Annotated in this window: 16 protein-coding genes; 12 read left to right on the top strand and 4 right to left on the bottom strand. The window is 62.9% G+C overall.

Annotated elements, in window-relative coordinates:
• Positions 1 to 32 precede the first annotated feature (32 nt).
• Entirely contained in the window at positions 33 to 797 is a 765-nt protein-coding gene (locus J3P94_RS16345; protein WP_434568814.1) for an amino acid ABC transporter ATP-binding protein, read from the top strand.
• 54 nt (positions 798 to 851) lie between these two features.
• On the opposite strand, the gene J3P94_RS16340 is transcribed toward J3P94_RS16345, so the two are convergent.
• The 3 genes from J3P94_RS16340 to J3P94_RS16330 all read right to left on the bottom strand — a co-directional run bounded on the left by J3P94_RS16340 (position 852) and on the right by J3P94_RS16330 (position 3,467).
• The gene (locus tag J3P94_RS16340; RefSeq protein ID WP_434568813.1) at positions 852 to 1,565 is read right to left on the bottom strand and encodes an ABC transporter ATP-binding protein; all 714 of its coding nucleotides are present in this window, start codon (positions 1,563 to 1,565) and stop codon (positions 852 to 854) included.
• A gap of 3 nt (positions 1,566 to 1,568) precedes the next feature.
• Positions 1,569 to 2,411, bottom strand: coding sequence for an ABC transporter permease (locus J3P94_RS16335; RefSeq protein WP_434568812.1), 843 nt, complete (start codon positions 2,409 to 2,411; stop codon positions 1,569 to 1,571).
• A 63-nt stretch (positions 2,412 to 2,474) separates the two neighbouring features.
• Positions 2,475 to 3,467 (bottom strand): aliphatic sulfonate ABC transporter substrate-binding protein, encoded by a 993-nt coding sequence (locus tag J3P94_RS16330; protein ID WP_434568811.1) that lies wholly within the window; start codon positions 3,465 to 3,467, stop codon positions 2,475 to 2,477.
• Positions 3,468 to 3,770: 303 nt separating this feature from the next.
• Between J3P94_RS16330 and J3P94_RS16325 the strand changes: the two genes are divergently transcribed.
• The 10 genes from J3P94_RS16325 (at position 3,771) to J3P94_RS16280 (ending at position 14,099) form a co-directional block, all read left to right on the top strand.
• Entirely contained in the window at positions 3,771 to 4,718 is a 948-nt protein-coding gene (locus J3P94_RS16325; protein ID WP_434568810.1) for an ABC transporter substrate-binding protein, read from the top strand.
• 253 nt (positions 4,719 to 4,971) lie between these two features.
• On the top strand, positions 4,972 to 6,387 hold the full coding sequence (locus tag J3P94_RS16320; RefSeq protein WP_434568809.1) for an LLM class flavin-dependent oxidoreductase: 1,416 nt from the start codon (positions 4,972 to 4,974) through the stop codon (positions 6,385 to 6,387).
• A 4-nt stretch (positions 6,388 to 6,391) separates the two neighbouring features.
• Positions 6,392 to 7,363 (top strand): AMP-binding protein, encoded by a 972-nt coding sequence (locus J3P94_RS16315; RefSeq protein WP_434568808.1) that lies wholly within the window; start codon positions 6,392 to 6,394, stop codon positions 7,361 to 7,363.
• A complete protein-coding gene (locus J3P94_RS16310) occupies positions 7,360 to 8,130 on the top strand; it encodes an ABC transporter ATP-binding protein (RefSeq protein ID WP_434568807.1) in 771 nt (256 codons plus the stop codon). Before J3P94_RS16315 ends, J3P94_RS16310 begins: the two co-directional genes overlap by 4 nt.
• Positions 8,127 to 9,008: a branched-chain amino acid ABC transporter permease gene (locus J3P94_RS16305; protein ID WP_434568806.1), complete on the top strand. Its 882-nt coding sequence runs from the start codon at positions 8,127 to 8,129 to the stop codon at positions 9,006 to 9,008. The genes J3P94_RS16310 and J3P94_RS16305 overlap by 4 nt, the downstream gene beginning before the upstream one ends.
• Positions 9,009 to 9,012: 4 nt before the next feature.
• Positions 9,013 to 10,077 carry a branched-chain amino acid ABC transporter permease gene (locus tag J3P94_RS16300; RefSeq protein ID WP_434568805.1) on the top strand — a complete coding sequence of 355 codons (1,065 nt, stop codon included), beginning with the start codon at positions 9,013 to 9,015 and terminating at the stop codon, positions 10,075 to 10,077.
• A gap of 87 nt (positions 10,078 to 10,164) precedes the next feature.
• Positions 10,165 to 11,499 carry an ABC transporter substrate-binding protein gene (locus tag J3P94_RS16295; RefSeq protein ID WP_434568804.1) on the top strand — a complete coding sequence of 445 codons (1,335 nt, stop codon included), beginning with the start codon at positions 10,165 to 10,167 and terminating at the stop codon, positions 11,497 to 11,499.
• A 25-nt stretch (positions 11,500 to 11,524) separates the two neighbouring features.
• Complete coding sequence (locus tag J3P94_RS16290) at positions 11,525 to 12,301, top strand: ABC transporter ATP-binding protein (protein WP_434568803.1); 777 nt, start codon at positions 11,525 to 11,527, stop codon at positions 12,299 to 12,301.
• Between the two features lie 168 nt (positions 12,302 to 12,469).
• Positions 12,470 to 13,702: an SfnB family sulfur acquisition oxidoreductase gene (locus J3P94_RS16285; protein ID WP_434568802.1), complete on the top strand. Its 1,233-nt coding sequence runs from the start codon at positions 12,470 to 12,472 to the stop codon at positions 13,700 to 13,702.
• Positions 13,703 to 13,712: 10 nt separating this feature from the next.
• Positions 13,713 to 14,099, top strand: a complete 387-nt coding sequence (locus tag J3P94_RS16280; protein ID WP_434568801.1) for a hypothetical protein — start codon at positions 13,713 to 13,715, stop codon at positions 14,097 to 14,099.
• A 194-nt stretch (positions 14,100 to 14,293) separates the two neighbouring features.
• Here J3P94_RS16280 and J3P94_RS16275 read toward each other — a convergent pair whose 3' ends face one another.
• The gene (locus J3P94_RS16275; protein ID WP_434568800.1) at positions 14,294 to 15,145 is read right to left on the bottom strand and encodes a LysR substrate-binding domain-containing protein; all 852 of its coding nucleotides are present in this window, start codon (positions 15,143 to 15,145) and stop codon (positions 14,294 to 14,296) included.
• Between the two features lie 242 nt (positions 15,146 to 15,387).
• Between J3P94_RS16275 and J3P94_RS16270 the strand changes: the two genes are divergently transcribed.
• Positions 15,388 to 16,230, top strand: a complete 843-nt coding sequence (locus J3P94_RS16270; RefSeq protein WP_434568799.1) for a transporter substrate-binding domain-containing protein — start codon at positions 15,388 to 15,390, stop codon at positions 16,228 to 16,230.
• The last annotated feature ends 5 nt before the right edge of the window (positions 16,231 to 16,235 follow it).

Here is a 16,235-nt window from a genome sequence, read left to right as displayed (position 1 = left end):
ACATGAGCGGGCCTGCAGCATGGGAGTTTGTGATGAATGAAGCGATCACTGGGCCTGCGGGCGCCGACGGCATGATCCGGATGGAGGCTGTCCACAAATGGTACGGCCAGTTCCACGTGTTGAAAGACATCAACCTGAACGTCAGGCAGGGTGAGCGTATCGTCCTGTGCGGCCCCTCGGGTTCCGGCAAGTCCACCACCATCCGCTGCCTCAATCGCCTGGAAGAACACCAGCAGGGCCGCATCGTGGTCGACGGCGTCGAGCTGACCAACGACCTCAAGCAGATCGAAGCGATCCGCCGGGAAGTCGGCATGGTGTTCCAGCACTTCAACCTGTTCCCGCACCTGACCATCCTGCAGAACTGCACCCTGGCCCCGATGTGGGTGCGCAAGATGCCCAAGCGCAAGGCCGAGGAAATCGCCATGCACTATCTGGAGCGCGTGCGCATTCCAGAGCAGGCGCACAAATACCCGGGCCAGCTCTCCGGCGGCCAGCAGCAGCGTGTGGCAATTGCCCGTGCCTTGTGCATGAAGCCGAAAATCATGCTGTTCGACGAGCCGACCTCGGCCCTCGACCCGGAAATGGTGAAAGAGGTTCTGGACACCATGATCAGCCTGGCCGAAGACGGCATGACCATGCTCTGCGTGACCCACGAGATGGGTTTCGCCCGCACCGTGGCCAACCGCGTGATCTTCATGGACAAGGGCGAAATCGTCGAACAGGCCGCCCCGAACGACTTCTTCGACAACCCACAGAACGACCGCACCAAGCTGTTCCTGAGCCAAATCCTGCATTGATCGAGCTTGCTACGCTGGTCAGGTGATGCCGGCCACTGCTGGTTGAACGCCTGTTCAAATCACATGAGCATGCTGCAATTCAGTCAGCGCCAGCGCCCTGAGCTGCGCCAGCAAGGGGGCGCGTCGATCCCGCGGATGGTCCAGCTGCACCGTCAGCTCCTGGCGAATGCTGCTGGGGCGGTTGTCCATCACCAAGACCCGGTCACTCAGGTACAACGCCTCGTCGACATCGTGGGTCACCAGCAACAGGGCGATGGCGTGCCGCTCGGCCAGTTGCAGCAAGAGGTCCTGCAGTTTCATCCGGGTGAAGGCGTCCACGGCACTGAAGGGTTCGTCCAGCAATAGCACTTGCGGTCGCGAGTACAGGCCGCGGGCAATTGCCACGCGTTGCGCCATGCCGCCGGACAACGCCTTGGGCAAGGCGTCGGCAAAACCGTTGAGGCCAACTTCGTCGATCAACTGCGCGACCCAGGCCTGGTCGTAATCATCGTCATCACTGAAGCCGATGTTCTGTTGCACCGTCAGCCACGGCATCAGCCGTGCTTCCTGAAACACAAAGGCGAGCTGTTCGGTGTGGCTGAGCAGTTCTCCTTCGAAGTCTTTTTCCAGGCCTGCGACGATGCGCAGCAAAGTGCTTTTGCCACAGCCGCTGGGGCCCAGCAGGCTCACGGTTTCCCGGGGCTGCAGTTGCAGGTGGATATTATCGAGCACGGTGGTGGTGGCGAACGTCTTGCGCTCGACGTGGATATCCAGCAGGGCTTGGGTCATGGCTCAATCCTCGCTGCCGTTGAAGGTGTCGCGCCAGGCCAGGAAGCGTTTTTCCAGGCCGGCAAGGATGCCGTCGCTGAGCTTGCCGAGCACGGCGAGCGCGATGATGGCCGCCAGGACGATGTCCGGCCGCGAGGTTTCGCGGCCATCGCTGAGTAGATAGCCCAGGCCTTTGGTGGCGGCGATCAGTTCGGCGGCCACCAGAAACATCCAGGCCAGGCTCATGCCGCTGCGCAAACCGGTGAACAGGCCGGGCAGGGCGGCGGGCAGGAGAATCCGCCGCACCAGACGGCGATGGTTGAACCCGTACATATGGCCGACTTCCACCAGCTTGCGGTCGATGTTGCGAATCGCTGCGACGCCATTGAGGTAAACGGGAAAGAACGCGCCGATGGCGATCAGTACCACTTTCGAGGTTTCGTCGATGCCCAGCCACAGCAGGAGCAACGGTACCCAGGCCAGGCTCGGGATCGAGCGCAGGCCGGCGAAGGTCGGTTCCAGATAGGCTTCGGCTTCCCGGCTCAAGCCAACCCAGGCGGCGAATACCAAGGCCAGGCCGGCGCCGATGGCGAAGCCCAGCAATACCCGCAACAGGCTGGCGCTGATGTGTTTCCACAGCGCCCCTTCGGCGAGGTCGCCGAGGGTCAGGGCGATCTCGCTGGGGGCTGGCATCTGGTAGGAGGGCAGCCAACCGATGCGCACGATGATCTCCAGGAATACGATGATCAGCACCGGCAGGGCCAGCCCCTTGAGACGCAGTCGCCAGTCGGCATTGAACAGGGGCGCCTTGCTTGTTGCGGGCGGGGCCAGGCGCAGGCTGGAAAGGTCTTTGCTGTTACTGCTCATGGCGGTTCTCCGGCAACGTCGAATCCGCGCCAGGCGCGGATCGGTTGTCGCCTGGGCAATCGGTTATTGACGGGCCACGGCCTGTTGGTGACCGGTGTCGAGCAGTTGCTCGATGACCTGGTCAACATTCACCCCGCGACGCACCAGCTCCTCGGAAACCAGGATCGGCGCGGCGGCCTTCGAGGCCAGCACGTCCCTGGCGCTCAGTTGTGGGTTGCCCAGGTCAGTACGCGACAGTTGCAACCTGGCCACTTCCAGCGGCAGGCCCGATTCGTCGGCCAGAAGTTTGGCCAGCTCCTGCGGATGACCTACCGCCCATTCACGGGCCTGTTCATAAGCGGCGAGTACGGTGTTGATGGTCTGCGGATGCTCCTTTGCATACTTTTCGGTGACGCTGACCACCCCGTAGCTGTTGAAGTCGGGGTTGCGATAGAGCAGGCGCGATCCGGCCTGGACTTCGCTGGCGGCCATGTGCGGGTCGAGGCCGGCCCAGGCGTCGACGTCACCTTTTTCCAGGGCGGTGCGCCCGTCCGGGTGCTGCAGGTGGACGAGTTCTACGTCGTCCTTGTCCAGCCCGGCCTGTTGCAGGCTGCGCAAGGTGAACAGGTAGGGATCGGTGCCCTTGGTGGCGGCGATTTTTTTGCCCTTGAGGTCGGCGATTGTCTGGTACGGCGAATCCTTGCGCACCACCAGGGCGGTCCATTCGGCGCGGCTGTAGACGTAGACCGACTTGATCGGGCTGCCGTTTGCCCGGCTCAGCACGGCGGCGAGGCTGGCGGACGAAGCGAAGTCGACGCCGCCGCTGTTGAGGTATTCCAGGGAACGGTTACTACCCTGGCTCAGGACCCAGCTTACCTTGGTCTGGGGCAGGGCCTTTTCCAGATAGCCGAAGTGCTTGAGCGCCAGGCTGACCGGCGAGTAATAGGCGTAGTCCAGATGCACTTCAGCCGGTGGACTTTCTGCGGCCAGGGTCAGGGACGGCAGGCCCAGCACCAGAGCGCAGGCCCTGAACAGGTATCTGGCGCGGGCCAGGGAAAAACGGAGGGCGGGTTTCATCGAGCGGCTCCAGGCAAGGCGGCAGGAAGGCAATGTTCTTATTTCCGAAAGATCGGTAAGCAGGAGGAAATCCCACTGGAATGGAATATTGCAGGCTCTGTGCCACAGCCGCAGCAGGGCGGCTGGCGGGGGCGCGAGGGGGTGGAAGTCTGGAGGGCGATGTTGCCCTATCAACAGTCTGCTGCGGCACTGTTACACCGCAGACAGCGGTCGCAAGTGACTTATGAGCTTATGCCTTAAAAGAATTTATGAGTTGAATTGCAAGAGCGTTAAGTTCTAAGAAATTCAATCAGGAGCCTTTTCATGAAGCCCGGCCAATTCTTGCAACGTCTACTGCTCAGCACATTGTTTGCCGCACCGTTGGCCCAGGCCGCCGAGCCATTGGTACTGCATGTCGGCGACCAGAACTATTACAACGTACGGGCTTCGGTGGAGGCTTCGGGTGTGCTTGAGGGCGCCCCCTATCGCGTCGACTGGAAGCACTTCCAAGCGGCCGCGCCACTGGCCGAGGCGCTGAGTACCGGTGACCTGGACCTGGGGTTCCTCGGCGATTCGGGCTTCCTGTTCCTGGCCGCCAAACAGGCACCGGTGAAGTTGATCGGCGTCTCGCGGCAGAACCCTGACACCATCGCGCTGCTCGTGCCCAAGGACTCGCCGGTCAAGACCATCGCCGACCTCAAGGGCAAGAAGGTCGCCTATTGGCCCGGGGCGTGGAGTCAGCAACTGACACTGCGCGCCCTGGAACGGGCCGGCTTGCCGGAAGACCACGTCGACTTCATCAAGCTGATGCCCATTGATGCAGCTGCTGCCTTGCCCCAGGGCAGCATCGATGCCTTTCCGGTCTGGGAGCCCTACATCTCGCAACAGATCCTCTTCTTCGGCGCCCGGCCGATCCTGACGGCGAAGGACCTCATGCCCGGCCTCAGCGCCATAGCAGCCTCGACGCCGGCCATCGACAACAAGCGTGAAGCCATCGCCGACTTCCTCGGCCGCGTGAAACAAGCCCGCGCCTGGGTCGACAACCACACCGACCAATACGCCGACCTCTGGGCAAAGAAGGCCAATCTTGACCAGGACGTTTCGCGCCATTGGTTGCGCCAGGCCCACATGAGCGTTGGTCCGGTGGACCAGCAGTCCGCCGCCGACCTGCAGAGCACGGCGGACTTCCTGTTCAAGGTCAAGGCGCTATCGGCTCCGCTGGCCACTGCTGGCGTTATCGACACGTCCTTCAACCAAGCCTTCAGCCATTGAACATTGATGAGCGATGGCCGGTTCCGGACCAGGCCGTCGGCTGGGTGTTGGCAAACGGTCCCGAGCGAACGTCCGTACTGTTTGTTATCGAACAATTGATCAACACCGGTGTTGGGAGGCAGTCACCCTGATCGCGCGGTTCCGTGAGTAACCCACTGTAAATAAAGGAATTTACGAACTGGCATGAATCGTGTTGAGACAGCAACGAGAAAGCGCCCGGATGGGGTGCTGAACCCATCGAGCAGGAGTTCCCATGCCACGTGAAATTCGTTTCAATGCCTTCGAGATGAACTGCGTCGGCCACCAGTCTCCAGGGCTCTGGCGACATCCCCTGGATCGTGCCTGGCAGTATAAAGACCTGGATTACTGGACCGATCTGGCCAAACTGCTGGAGCGCGGCAAGTTCGACGGCATCTTCATTGCCGATGTGATCGGTATCTACGATGTGCTCGGCGGCAATGGTGACGCCGCGATCCGCCAGGCGACCCAAGTCCCGGTCAATGATCCACTGGCGCTGATCACGCCGATGGCACTGGTGACCGAGCACCTGGGTTTCGGCCTGACCGCCTCGTTGACCTTCGAGCATCCCTATCCCTTTGCCCGCCGCCTGTCGACATTGGATCACCTGACCAAGGGGCGCATCGGTTGGAACATCGTCACGTCTTACCTCGACAGCGGCGCGCGTAACCTCGGCCAGAAGGCGCTGAGTGATCACGATGCACGCTACGACTACGCCGACGAATACCTCGAGGTGCTCTACAAACTGTTCGAAGGCAGTTGGGAGGAGGGCGCGGTGGTGCGCGACCGTGAGCGCGGCATCTTCAGCGACCCGGGCAAAGTCCATGAGATCCGTCACCAGGGCAAGCACTTCCAGGTGCCGGGTATCCACCTTTGCGAGCCGTCGCCGCAGCGCACGCCGGTGCTCTACCAGGCAGGGGCATCGAGCCGTGGCAAGGATTTCGCCGCCGGCCATGCGGAATGTGTATTCGTCGCGGCGCCGTCGAAGGTCATCCTGAAAAAGACCGTGGCCGATATCCGCCGACGTGCCGCCGAGGCCGGGCGTGATCCGCGCAAGGTGCTGATCTTCAACCTGCAAACGGTGATCGTCGACGAGACCGATGCCAAGGCACAGACCAAGTGGCGGGAGCTGAAATCCTACAGCAGCTATGAGGGCGCGCTGGCGTTGGTTTCCGGCTGGACTGGCATCGATTTCAGCCAGTACCGACCCGACCAGGTGCTCAAGCACATCCATACCAACGCCATTCAATCGGCCGTGGAAACCTTCTCCACCGCCGACCCCGACAAACAATGGACAGTCCAGGAACTGGCCGATTGGGTCGGCATCGGCGGCTTTGGTCCGTTGATCGTCGGCGGCGCGCAAACCGTCGCCGACGAGTTGCAGGCCTGGGTCGAGGAAACCGATGTGGACGGCTTCAACCTGGCCTACGCCCTGGCCCATGAGACCTTTCGCGACGTGGTCGAGCTGCTGGTGCCCGAACTCCAACAGCGCGGCGTGTACAAGACCGACTATCGCCCTGGCACCCTGCGCGAGAAGCTGTTCGGCGACGGCCCGCGCCTGCCCGCCAGCCACCCGGGCGCTGGTTATCGGGACTTGAATCGCCTGGCCCAGCGCGCTCGTGTCGCTGAGCCGGCCCTGGTTGAGGAGTAAGCGCATGAGAATTTTCGAAGTCAATGCTCCATTGCCCGAAAGCGTGACGGACAGCGCCCTCGTGGCGTTGCAGCGCTGGGCCAGTGAGCGTCCGACGCAGATCGCCATGCGTCATCGACGCCTCGGCGCCTGGAGGGCCTGGCGATGGATCGATGTGCAACGCGAGGTCGAGCGGGTTTGCGATGGCCTGCGCCAACAAGGCTTCGCCCCTGGCGCGCGGTTGGCTCTGAGCGGTGCCTTCGAGCCGAGCCTGCTGATTCTGACATTGGCGGCGCGCCAGCTGGGTGGACACAGCGTGGTCGTCGACCGCGACAGTCAGGGCGAGGATCTGCAACGCCAGTTACGTCTGATCCGCCCGGCGTTCGCCTTTGTCCAGCGCCGCGAAAGTGTCTCGCACTGGCTGCAGTGCGGCCTGGATGAAGAGTGGCCGCTGCGGCTGTATTCGGCCCAGGCCAGTGCGGCGCGTCGTGGCCTGTGGCAGGTGCAGTCACTGTCGGTGCTGTTCGTCACCGAGGCGCCGGCAGCGCAGCGCCAGGGCTGGGCCCAGGTCGCCAACGACGCGGTGGTATGGATCGATGAGGGCACTGAATGGCGTGATGGGCTGACTCATCTGTTCCGTCGCTGGCTGGAGGGCGGCGAAGGCCTGGCCTTTCCGGAAGCTCGCGAATCGGCCAGCCGCGATCGCCGCGAGATTGCCCCGACGGCCTTGCTGTTGTCCGCTGCGCGAGTCGAATCGCTGGCGGCGGAAATCGAAGCCCGGCTGCCGATTGCGGGCAGTTGGCGGCGACGCCTCTGCGAATGGACCCTGGATGATCCGCGACGTGGCCTGCGCCGCTGGCTCAAGGCGCGGGTGCGGCGTCTGCTCGGGTTCCAGCGGCTGCGCCGGATCGAGGTGCCAAGCGCGCCCGCAGACGCCTTGTTGCAAGGCTCGGCGCGCCAGGCCTGGTTGCAGGAATATCTGGAGCGAGCCGCATGAATGCGCTGTTGGAGGTGCGGAATGTGTCGCTGTCGTTCAGGGGCGTGAAAGCGATTTCCGACCTCTCGTTCAGTGTCAGGCTTGGCGAGATCTGCGCGTTGATCGGGCCGAACGGTGCGGGCAAGAGTTCGCTGCTGAACATCCTCAACGGGGTCTACCGGGCCGATGCCGGCCAGGTGTTCTTCGCTGCCGAACCGTTGCGCCGTCCGCATCCACTGAAAGCGGCGCGGCTTGGTATCGGCCGGACGTTCCAGAACAACGCGCTGTTCAAGAAAATGAGCGTGGTGGACAACCTGCTCACTGGCCTGTCGCGCTTGCAGCGTACGTTTTTTCTCGAGCAGGCCTTGGGCTTGCCGCGCGCCCGGCGCGAGGCGCGGGCGTTCGCCGAGCGGGCCGAGCAGGTGCTGGAATTCCTCGAACTGCAGGCCTGGCGTGACGTCGCGGTGGGCAGCCTCGCCTACGGTTTGCAGAAACGCGTGGAGCTGGGCCGGGCACTGATCGCGCAGCCGACCCTGCTGTTGCTCGACGAACCGATGGCTGGCATGAACGCTGAAGAAAAACAGGAGATGAGCCGCTTCATCGTCGATATCAATCGCGACCTTGGCACCACGGTGATTCTCATTGAACACGACATTCCGGTGGTCATGGGGCTGTCCACCCATGTGGTGGTGCTGGACTACGGACGCAAGGTCGGTGACGGCACGCCCGCGCAGGTGCAGGCCAACCCCGATGTGATCGCCGCTTACCTGGGGGCCTCGCACTCATGAATTTCTTTCTGGAAACCCTGGTTGGCGGGCTGCTGGCCGGCACTCTGTATTCACTGGTGGCCATCGGTTTCGTGCTGATCTACAAGGCCAGCGGCGTGTTCAATTTTGCTCAGGGCGCGATGCTGCTGTTCGCCGCGCTGACCTTCGTCAGCTTGCGTGAGCAGGGCCTGTCTTTTGCCCTCGCGTTGGTCCTGACGGTGCTGGTGATGATCCTCGGCGCATTGTTGATCGAGCGCCTGGTGCTGCGGCCGTTGGTCAACCGATCGCAGATCACCCTGTTCATGGCCACCCTCGGCCTGTCGTTCATCATCGAGGGCCTGGCCCAAGGACTGATGGGCGCCCAGGTGCGTGCGCTGGACCTGGGCATCGAGGACGTCCCGCTGTTCGTGGGGGAGATCATGATCAGCCAATTCGACTTGATGGCGGCGGCAGTGTCCGGACTGACGGTGGCGGTGCTGGCCTTGCTGTTCAACCAGACCCGCATCGGGATCGCCCTGCGCGCCGTGGCCGATGATACCCGTGCGGCGTTGTCGCTGGGCATCAACCTCAATCGCATCTGGCAGATTGTCTGGGCCGTGGCCGGGGTGGTCGGCCTGGTCGCCGGGTTGCTCTGGGGCGCGCGGCAGGGCGTGCAGTTCTCGCTTTCGCTGGTGGTGCTCAAGGCGCTGCCGGTGCTGATCATCGGCGGCTTCACCTCGATCGGCGGGGCCATCGTCGGCGGGCTGATCGTCGGTGCGGCGGAGAATCTTGCCGAGGCTTACATCGGTCCGCTGATCGGCGGAGGCATCACGCCCTGGTTCGCCTATTTCCTCGCCTTGATCTTCCTCTACATCCGTCCGTCCGGCCTGTTCGGCGACCGGATCATTGAACGGGTATGACGCCATGACCGCTACTGTTACGCGCCTCACTGCCAGCTTTGACGACTCACCCCTGACCCTGGTGCGCCGGCGTTGGCGGCCGGGCCTGTTGTTGCTGCTACTGGTGGCTTTTATCGGGTTGCCGTGGCTCGGTAATGACTACTGGCTCAACGCGATCCTGATTCCCTTCCTGGTGCTGTCGCTGGCGGGCCTGGGGCTGAACCTGTTGACCGGCTACACCGGCCAGACCTCGGTCGGCGCCGCCGGCTTCATGGCCGTGGGCGCGTTCGCCACATACGGCCTGCTGCTGCGCGTGCCCGGGCTGCCGTTGCCACTGGCGCTGCTTGGCGGTGGGGTGATTGCCGGGTTGGTCGGGCTGCTGTTCGGCATCCCCAGCTCCCGGATCAAGGGTTTTTACCTGATGGTGACCACGCTGGCCTCGCAGTTTTTCCTGGAATGGGTGTTTGCCAAATTCCCCTGGTTCTACAACTACGCCTCGTCCGGCACCATCAGCGCGCCACGCCTGGAGCTGTTCGGCCATAACCTCGGCACCCCGGTCGGTCGCTACCTGTTGACCCTCAGTTGTGTGGTGCTGTTGACCTGGATGGCGGTCAACCTGGTGCGCAGCCAGATTGGCCGCAACTGGATGGCCATCCGGGACATGGATACCGCTGCCGCTGTCATCGGGATCGCCGTGGAGCGCGACAAGCGCATGGCCTTCGCCGTCAGTTCGTTCTACCTCGGAATCGCCGGGGCGCTCTGGGCGTTCGCGTACCTGGGGACCGCCAGTGCAGGCAGCTTCGACATCAATCGTTCGTTCCAGATTCTGTTCATCATCATTATCGGTGGCATGGGCAGCATTGCCGGCAGCTTCATCGGCGCGGCCTTCATCAGTCTCGTGCCGATCCTGCTCAGCCATGCCGGCCTATGGCTGTTCAACGGCAACGTCGACGCCGGGCAACTGCAGAACCTGCAGAAGGTGCTCTTCGGTGGCCTGATCATCTGGTTCCTGATCAAGGAACCGGAAGGGCTGGCACGCCTGCTCGGTGACCTGCGTGAACGCATCAGGGTCTGGCCGCTGCGGTTCTGAGCGCCTTCCCACAACCCAACGAACCTTGACCCTACCGAGGGAAAGGAGGTTTCCAACACTGCACAAGACCCAATCGAGAAGACCAACATGCATGCAACTTTAAAACGCAGCCTCGCTGCCATCGGCCTGGCACTGGGCGCCTGCGCAACGCTGGTACCGGTTGCCCAGGCGGCCAACGAACAGTTCTTCCCCCTGGCCACCTACCGGGTCGGGGCCTATGCCTCCAGCGGCATTCCAGTGTGGGCCGGAATGATCGACTATCTGCGCTACATCAACGAGGTGGAAGGTGGGATCAACGGTGTCAAGCTGGTCTGGCAGGAGTGCGAGACCGAATGGACGGCGGAAAAAGGCATCGAGTGCTACGAGCGCTTCAAGAACGGCCTTAACGGCGCGCCGGTGGCGGTCTACCAGCCCAACGGTGCACCGGCGGCCTATGCCCTCGCGGACAAGGCCGAAGCCGACCGGATTCCGCTGATCACCCTCGGCTATGGCCGTACCGAGGCCACCGATGGCAGGGTGTTTCCCTACAATTTCCCGGCCATGCTGACGTTCTACAGCGAGGCCTCGGCATTCATCAATTACGTGGCTGAGCGCGAGGGCGGGCTGGACAGGCTCAAGGGCAAGAAGATCGCCACCGTCTACCATGACTCGGCCTATGGTCGGGAAACCCAGGGGCCGCTGGCTCTGCTGGCGCAGAAGTATGGCTTCGAGAACATCCAGATCGCGGTGGCGGATCCGGGCAACGAACAGGCCGGGCAGTGGCGCCAGGTGCGGCAGCTCAAGCCGGACTGGGTGTTCCTGCGTACCTGGGGTGTATCCACGCCGGTGGCGATCAAGACCGCGGCGCGTTTCGGCTACCCGGTGGAGCGCATCGTCGGTGACATCTGGGCCAGTTCCAACGAGGACGTGTTGCCGGCCGGTGAGGCCGGCAAGGGCTACCTGGCGTTGACACCCTATCCAGGCGGTGCAGATTTCGACATCCACCAACGCATTCGCCAGTACATCCTCGATACCGGCAAGAGCGATCTCAAGGATCCGAAGAGTTTCGGCAGCGTCTATTACAACTCCGGCCTGGTGAATGCCGCCATTGCCGTCGAGGCGATCCGCACCGGGCAGAAAAAGTTCGGCAATCGTCCGCTCAACGGTGAGGAAGGTCGCTGGGGCCTGGAGCATCTCGACCTCGATGACGCGCGTCTCAAGGAGATCGGTTTCCTTGGACTGATGCAGCCGCTGAAGCTGTCTTGCAGCGACCATGAAGGTGGCGGGGCAGCCAAGGTACAACAATGGGACGGCCAGCAATGGAAACTGATCACCGACTGGGTCCAGGCCGACCGCGCGACGTTGCGCCCATTGATCGACGCCAAGGCCGCCGAATATGCGAAAGAAAAGGGCGTAACGGCCCGCGATTGCGCGGCGCAGTAGCCGTGCGCACGAGGAGGAACAACCCATGACCATTGCGGCCCTTGCGGGCACAGCAAGCAGCGAGTTGCTGGCGGTGCACGACATCGAAGTCATCTACGACGGCGCGATCCTCGCCGTGGCCGGGGTTTCCCTGCGGGTCGGGCAGGGCGACATCGTTGCGCTGCTGGGCGCCAACGGGGCTGGCAAGAGCACCACGCTCAAGGCCATTTCCGGGTTGGTCCAGGCTGACCGTGCGCAAGTCAGCCGCGGCCGGATCACTTTCCAGGGGCAGGATACCGCCGGCGTCGCCGCCAACCTGCTGGCCCGCCAAGGCATTGTCCATGTGCTGGAGGGGCGCCACGTGTTCGCCCACCTGACCGTCGAGGACAACCTGCGTACCGGCGGTTTCCTGCGTAACCCGACGCGCCGGGAACTGGAACAGGATCTGGAGCGCATCTACGCCTGGTTCCCTCGTCTCAAGACCAAGCGCAAGACCCAGGCCGGGCTGACATCCGGCGGCGAGCAGCAAATGCTTGCCATCGGTCGGGCGCTGATGACCCGACCTCGGCTGGTATTGCTGGATGAACCTTCGATGGGGCTGGCGCCGATCCTCGTCGAGGAGATTTTTGCCATCGTCGCCCAGCTCAATGCCCAGGAAGGCATGAGCTTCCTGGTGGCCGAACAGAACATCAACGTTGCGCTGCGCCATGCCACCTACGCCTACGTCCTGGAAAACGGTCGGGTCGTGGGTGAGGGCAGCGGTGCGGAGTTGGCGGCGCGGGAAGACATCCAGCATTTCTATCTGGGCGGCAAGACCGGTTGAGTGCCGGTTTCCCGCTGTCTTGTGGGCAACAGTGAATCCGCAGTTTGCTGTTGCAGGGGCTTTGTCCAACCCGCTGCTGGTTCACAACTCTTTGAAAAAAAAGGGTTTAGAGGGTTGGTACGGACTGTGCTCTGGCTGTTGATGAACCCGTTACGAAAGGAGCAACACATGAGCCATTCAGCGACTATTGATCCATCCGAGCAGGTTCGTCCGGTGCCTCGGCGCCCGGCCCATCTCATTCGCAGCGACGCCGAGGCGATCGAGGTGGCGCACCGTGTGGCCGGGGATTTCGCTCGCGAGGCGGCAACCCGCGACCGCGACCGACGTCTGCCCTGGGAAGAACTCGAACGCTTTTCCGAAAGCGGGTTGTGGGCGATCAGCGTGCCGAAGGCCTACGGTGGCGCCGGGGTGTCCTATGTCACCCTCAGCGAAGTGATCGCCATCATTTCCGCGGCCGATTCATCCCTCGGCCAGTTGCCGCAAAACCATTTCGGCGTGCTCAGCAATCTCGGCTTGACCGGCAGCGAAGAGCAGAAGCGGCGCTACTACGCCAAGGTGCTCCAGGGGTATCGCTTTGGTAACGCTTTTTCCGAAGCGCGAAGCCAATACGTTACGACCTTCCAGACGCAGATCCGCTTCGATGGCGACACGGCGGTGCTCGACGGCGAAAAGGCCTACTGCACCGGCGCATTGTTCGCCCATATCGTGCCGGTTGCCGGGGTGGACGAGGCGGGGCATGTACATATCGCGCTGGTTCCGCGCGATGCCGCCGGATTGACGGTAATCGACAGTTGGGACGGTTTCGGCCAACGCATCACCGCCAGCGGCCAGGTGCGCATCGAAGGCGTACGCGTGCCTGCCCGCGACGTGGTACCTGCTTGGAAAGCCTATGACCAGCCCACTTCCGATGGCCCGATTTCGCAGATCATCCAGGCCGCGGTGGACACCGGCATTGCCCGGGGTGCCTTCGCCGAGACCCTGCGTGTCGCCCGCCAGGCGCGTCCTTGGGTCGACAGCGGCCTGCAACACGGTTGGCAGGATCCGCTAGGCCAAGCGCTGATCGGCGAGCTGGCCTGGCGGCTGCAAGCGGCCGAGGCGATTTTGCAGCGCGCGGCCCAAGCGGTCGATCTTGCGGTTGCCGAGCCCAGTGAGGAACGGGTCGCCGAAGCCTCTGTGGTCGTAGGCCAGGCCAAGGTGCTGTCCACCGAGATTGCCCTTGAGGCTTCCAGCCGCCTGTTGGAGCTGGGCGGCACGCGCAGCGTCTCGGCCAGCCAGGGCCTGGACCGGTTCTGGCGCAATGCGCGGACCCATACCCTCCATGACCCGGTGCGCTGGAAATATCACCTGGTCGGCAACCAGCTTCTCAACGACATCAAGCCGCAACGTCACTCCTGGAACTGAGGTATCGAGCATGTCCCATTCACACTCCCAGGGTCGCAGCGACCTCGTCCATGCCCGCCACGTCGAGGCGGCTCTCCTTGACTACCTGCGCGGGCAGAGCGCGCGACATGAAGCCCTGGTGGTCGCCGCGGTCGGCAACCTGCGTATCCGCATCGACGCCGCCGATGCGTTGCTCGAACGCGCCAACGCTTCCCAATCGTCCGCCATTGCCTTTCGTCTGGCTGCTGCCGAGGCGGCGCGTGTCGGTGCGCATCTATTCTTCGAGCTGGCCGGGCGCAGCTTGCCGCGGCCGTTGCCGGATGCAGCCGAGCCGGCGTTACTGACCCAGCGTCGGCTGCTGGGCGACCATTACCTCAACGGCGCGGCGCTGGCTGATGGACAGGGAGGGCAGGCATGACGGCTGCTCAAAAGTCCTTTCAACGCCCGGACGATATCGAGGGTCAATTGATCCGCGATGCGCCCTGGCACTGTCCAGGGCGTAGCCACCGCGCAGGCATGTCCAGCAGAACTGATTGGGCTCCGGCAACCAACTGAACGTGCCTGTCTGCCCGCTGGGATAGGGTGATTGCGCTGAGCCTGGGCAGTGATGACTCAATGCCCCTGATTGTTCCTGATCAGCTCATAAGCCCGGCGCACCAGTGCGTTGACGGTGTTCGGCCGGATCCACAGGTGATAGGTCACATCCGGCAGTCGCGGCAGCCCATCGTTCTCGCCGAGCACACGCATGTCCGGGCCGAGCATTTCCATGCTGCGGGGCGTGACGCCCAGGCCGGCGCGGGTCGCGGCCTTGATGCCGATCAGGTTCGAGGCCAGGTAGGCCTGGCGCCAGGGGATATTGGCGCGCTCCAGGGCTTCGAGGGCATAGCGCCGATAGATGCTCGGCTCGTCCACGAGGATCAGCGGCAGCGGTTCGGCGGGGTTGTGGAGGTACTGCGCCGAGCAGATCCACCACACCGGTGAGGTACGCAAGGCGAAGCCTTCGAGGTTCGGATCCTGGCGGGTGGAAATGACCATGTCGACCTTGCCGCGATGCAGGTCGTCCATCAGGAATGGGCTGCGGCCGACATCGATTTCCAGGCGCAGGCGCGGGGCCGAGCGGGCGATGTGGCTGAGGATCGGCGGCAGGATCGTGTCAGCAATATCGTGGGGCGAGCCGATACGCAACACACCGCTAAGGCTGCTTTCGCGCAGGGAATTGAGCGCATCGTCGTTGAGCGACAGCATCTGCCGCGCGTGCCGCAGCAACTGCTGGCCCGCTTCGGTGAGCTGCTTTTGCCGGCCACGTTTTTCGAACAACGTGACCCCGACCTGCTGTTCCAGGCGCTGCATATGCTGGGTGACTGAAGATTGCGTGCGGGCCAGTCGGGCACCGGCTTCGGCAAAGCTGTGGTGATCGACCACGGCGATGAAGGTGCGCAGCAATTCGAGATCCAGGGTCGCCATGGCTATCGCTTCATATCAAGACTGAAAACCTAAACATTACAGTTTTTTATGTATTGATTGCATTTCCTTTACGTGAACTTCGCTGTGGGCTAATAAAATAACGGTTATATGTTTTTCGCCTGTAAACCAAACCGGGCGAGTTATAACGATATGAGATATCTGCATTTCCGTTGGCTCCAAGCGGTACCTAGGATGCCCACTCATCAGGTCGGGGTACGCCGATCATCCATGAGGGGAAATCCATGTTGTTCGAGCGCTCACCTGTCAAACATCTCCTGCCTGTGTTGCTGGGCGCCTTGGTCTCGTTGGCAGCCGTCGACATTGCCCAGGCCGACGCCACCCTGGAGAAGATCGAGCAGCGCCACGAGTTGGTGGTTGGCGTGCTGCTGTCCGGCGGCCCGTTCGGCGGCATTGACCCCGCTACCCAGAAACCTCGCGGCCTCAACGTTGACCTCGCCCAGGAACTGGGCCGGCAACTCGGCGCCGAGGTGCAACTGGTGCCGGTATTGCCCGCCAACCGCGTGCAGTTTCTGCAGCAGGGCAAAGTCGATCTGTTGATTGCCAACATGGAATGGACCACCGAGCGCGGTGAAATCCTCGGGTTCGTGCCTACGCCGTTCTACCGTGTCGGCGGCACCGCGGCGGTGCTCAAGGACAGCCGGATCAGCCGCTGGGAAGATCTGAAGAATCAACCGGTATGCACCTCCCAGGGCAGCAGCTACATCAAGCCGCTCACCGAGTTGGGCGTGCAGATCAAGGCCTTCAAGAGCTCCTCGGAGTCGCTGCTGGCGTTACGGGGCAACAACTGTGTTGCCGCCGTGCATGACGCCACGTTGATCAATCCACTAATTGCCGACATCGCCGAATGGCAGGGCTACCGCGCCCTGAGCCCGGAGCTGAACCCGGCCCCCTCGGTGATCTGGACGCGCAAAGGCGAAAACGATACCCAGGCCAGGCTCGATCCGATCATCAAGCAATTGCACCGCAGCGGCTGGTTGATCGACGCCCAGGCCCGTAATCGCATCACCCCGGCGTCACCCGCCCTGGTCGAGTTGCAAAAGCAGTTCCAGGCCAACGGCGCCTGAGCAGC

This window comes from Pseudomonas sp. Z3-8 (genome assembly GCF_051131975.1).
Classification (GTDB): Bacteria; Pseudomonadota; Gammaproteobacteria; order Pseudomonadales; family Pseudomonadaceae; genus Aquipseudomonas.
Note: the sequence above shows the minus strand (reverse complement) of the source record. Positions and strands in the feature narration are given on the sequence as shown.

What these genes read in the sequence shown, in the direction of transcription:
- J3P94_RS16335 (WP_434568812.1), bottom strand. Translation starts at nt 2,411, where the DNA reads ATGAGCAGTAACAGCAAAGACCTTTCCAGCCTGCGCCTGGCCCCGCCC.
- J3P94_RS16340 (WP_434568813.1), bottom strand. Translation starts at nt 1,565, where the DNA reads ATGACCCAAGCCCTGCTGGATATCCACGTCGAGCGCAAGACGTTCGCC.
- J3P94_RS16295 (WP_434568804.1), top strand. Translation starts at nt 10,165, where the DNA reads ATGCATGCAACTTTAAAACGCAGCCTCGCTGCCATCGGCCTGGCACTG.
- J3P94_RS16320 (WP_434568809.1), top strand. Translation starts at nt 4,972, where the DNA reads ATGCCACGTGAAATTCGTTTCAATGCCTTCGAGATGAACTGCGTCGGC.
- J3P94_RS16305 (WP_434568806.1), top strand. Translation starts at nt 8,127, where the DNA reads ATGAATTTCTTTCTGGAAACCCTGGTTGGCGGGCTGCTGGCCGGCACT.
- J3P94_RS16325 (WP_434568810.1), top strand. Translation starts at nt 3,771, where the DNA reads ATGAAGCCCGGCCAATTCTTGCAACGTCTACTGCTCAGCACATTGTTT.
- J3P94_RS16315 (WP_434568808.1), top strand. Translation starts at nt 6,392, where the DNA reads ATGAGAATTTTCGAAGTCAATGCTCCATTGCCCGAAAGCGTGACGGAC.
- J3P94_RS16345 (WP_434568814.1), top strand. Translation starts at nt 33, where the DNA reads ATGAATGAAGCGATCACTGGGCCTGCGGGCGCCGACGGCATGATCCGG.
- J3P94_RS16285 (WP_434568802.1), top strand. Translation starts at nt 12,470, where the DNA reads ATGAGCCATTCAGCGACTATTGATCCATCCGAGCAGGTTCGTCCGGTG.
- J3P94_RS16275 (WP_434568800.1), bottom strand. Translation starts at nt 15,145, where the DNA reads ATGGCGACCCTGGATCTCGAATTGCTGCGCACCTTCATCGCCGTGGTC.
- J3P94_RS16310 (WP_434568807.1), top strand. Translation starts at nt 7,360, where the DNA reads ATGAATGCGCTGTTGGAGGTGCGGAATGTGTCGCTGTCGTTCAGGGGC.
- J3P94_RS16330 (WP_434568811.1), bottom strand. Translation starts at nt 3,467, where the DNA reads ATGAAACCCGCCCTCCGTTTTTCCCTGGCCCGCGCCAGATACCTGTTC.
- J3P94_RS16300 (WP_434568805.1), top strand. Translation starts at nt 9,013, where the DNA reads ATGACCGCTACTGTTACGCGCCTCACTGCCAGCTTTGACGACTCACCC.
- J3P94_RS16270 (WP_434568799.1), top strand. Translation starts at nt 15,388, where the DNA reads ATGTTGTTCGAGCGCTCACCTGTCAAACATCTCCTGCCTGTGTTGCTG.
- J3P94_RS16290 (WP_434568803.1), top strand. Translation starts at nt 11,525, where the DNA reads ATGACCATTGCGGCCCTTGCGGGCACAGCAAGCAGCGAGTTGCTGGCG.
- J3P94_RS16280 (WP_434568801.1), top strand. Translation starts at nt 13,713, where the DNA reads ATGTCCCATTCACACTCCCAGGGTCGCAGCGACCTCGTCCATGCCCGC.